The sequence below is a fragment of the Bacillus sp. B1-b2 genome (assembly GCF_009183415.1).
Classification (GTDB): domain Bacteria; phylum Bacillota; class Bacilli; order Bacillales; family Cytobacillaceae; genus Niallia.
Genome location: NZ_WEHU01000070.1, coordinates 1 through 1,670, shown reverse-complemented (window position 1 = coordinate 1,670; position 1,670 = coordinate 1). Strand labels below are relative to the sequence as shown.

Genomic DNA, 1,670 nt, shown 5'->3' with positions numbered 1-1,670 from the left:
TGATATGCTCCCCTATAGGTAGACAGATTAAAAAATAAAAATCTGGCTGCTTATGGGGGAGTATTTATTATGTCCAAAAAATCTTACTCTGCAGAAGAGAAATACAAGATATTAAAGGAATTAGATAAGCATTATTCAACATATGAACTTGAGTCAAAATATAACGTGCACCATTCAACGATTTTGGACTGGAAACACAAGTATGATAAGTATGGTTTGGAAGGTCTAAAAGAGTCTTCTACTTGGAAAAAGTATTCTAAGGAATTGAAGCTAGCTGCCATTAGAGATTGTTTGTCTGGGAAGTATTCTATACGTGAGGTAGCTAGATTGTATGAAATATCGGATGCATCTGTCCTCAGAGGTTGGATTAGGAAGTATAATAGTCATAGAGACTTAAAGGATACGTCAAAAGAAAGGACGAGCTCTATGACTAAGGGAAGAAAAACGACTTGGGAAGAACGAATACAAATTGTACTTGATTGCTTGGGGAACGGAAAAGATTATCAAGAAGCAGCTAATACTTATAATGTTTCTTATCAACAAGTCTATCAATGGGTTAAGAAGTATGAAGATGGCGGAGATGAAGCGCTGAAAGATAGACGTGGTAATAAGAAAGAAGAAGCCAAGCTGACTCCAGAAGAGAAAATCAACCTTCAAATGAAAAAGTTAGAAAGAGAAAATGAACGGTTACGTGCGGAGAACTTATTTTTAAAAAAGTTAGAGGAGATCGAAAGGAGGCGAAAATAAGCCAAATCCGATTTGAGGATAAGTACATCGCTATTCAGGAGCTTCACGAGAAAGAGAATTTAAGCATTAGTTTACTTTGTGAAATTGCGGGTATTGCTCGATCTGCATACTATAAGTGGCTAAATTGTACTCCTTCATCCAGAGAAATACTGAATAAAGAAATCATCAAAGAGATGAAAACTCTCCATGAAAAAGTTGATGGCATATTTGGTTATCGTCAAATGACCCTTCACATGAATAGAAAGTTCGAGGAGAAACTTAATCATAAAAGAATCTACCGATTGATGAAAGTGGCTAGATTACGCTCTGTCATTCGTGTCAAGAAAAAGCAATATAAACGCTCTACACCTCAACATGTGGCAGACAATATATTAAATCGTGAATTTACAGCGGAAAAACCAAATAAAAAATGGGTAACAGACGTTACAGAATTTAAGTATGGCCAATCAAAAAAGGCCTATTTAAGTGCGATTCGTGATCTTTATGACGGATCCATTATAAGTTATGTTCTAGGACACTCCAATAATAATCAACTTGTATTCAATACACTTGATCAAGCCACAGTACTATTGAATGGAGAACACCCTCTTATCCATAGTGACCGTGGATTCCAATACACATCTAAAGGATTCAAACGTAAGATAGATGCGGCAGAGATGACACAAAGCATGTCACGAGTTGGTCGGTGTATTGATAATGGACCAATGGAGTCTTTTTTTGGGACACTGAAATGTGAGAAGTATTATTTACACAAATATAAGACATTTGAGGAACTTACTACTGCGATAGATGAGTACATCCATTTTTATAATCATGAAAGATACCAAAAACGACTAAACGGCCTTAGCCCTATGGAATATAGAGTTAAAGCCGCTTAAATCAATTTTATTATTTCCACTGTCTACTTGACAGGGGGCAGTTCA

General features: G+C 36.1%; 1 protein-coding gene. It reads left to right on the top strand.

Going from position 1 to position 1,670, the window contains the following annotated elements; genetic code table 11:
• The first annotated feature begins 69 nt into the window (after positions 1 to 69).
• A protein-coding gene (locus tag F9279_RS24725) for an IS3 family transposase (protein ID WP_152116732.1) occupies positions 70 to 1,625 on the top strand; the annotation gives its coding sequence in 2 pieces (ribosomal slippage) (positions 70 to 709 and positions 709 to 1,625; 1,557 coding nt in all).
• The last annotated feature ends 45 nt before the right edge of the window (positions 1,626 to 1,670 follow it).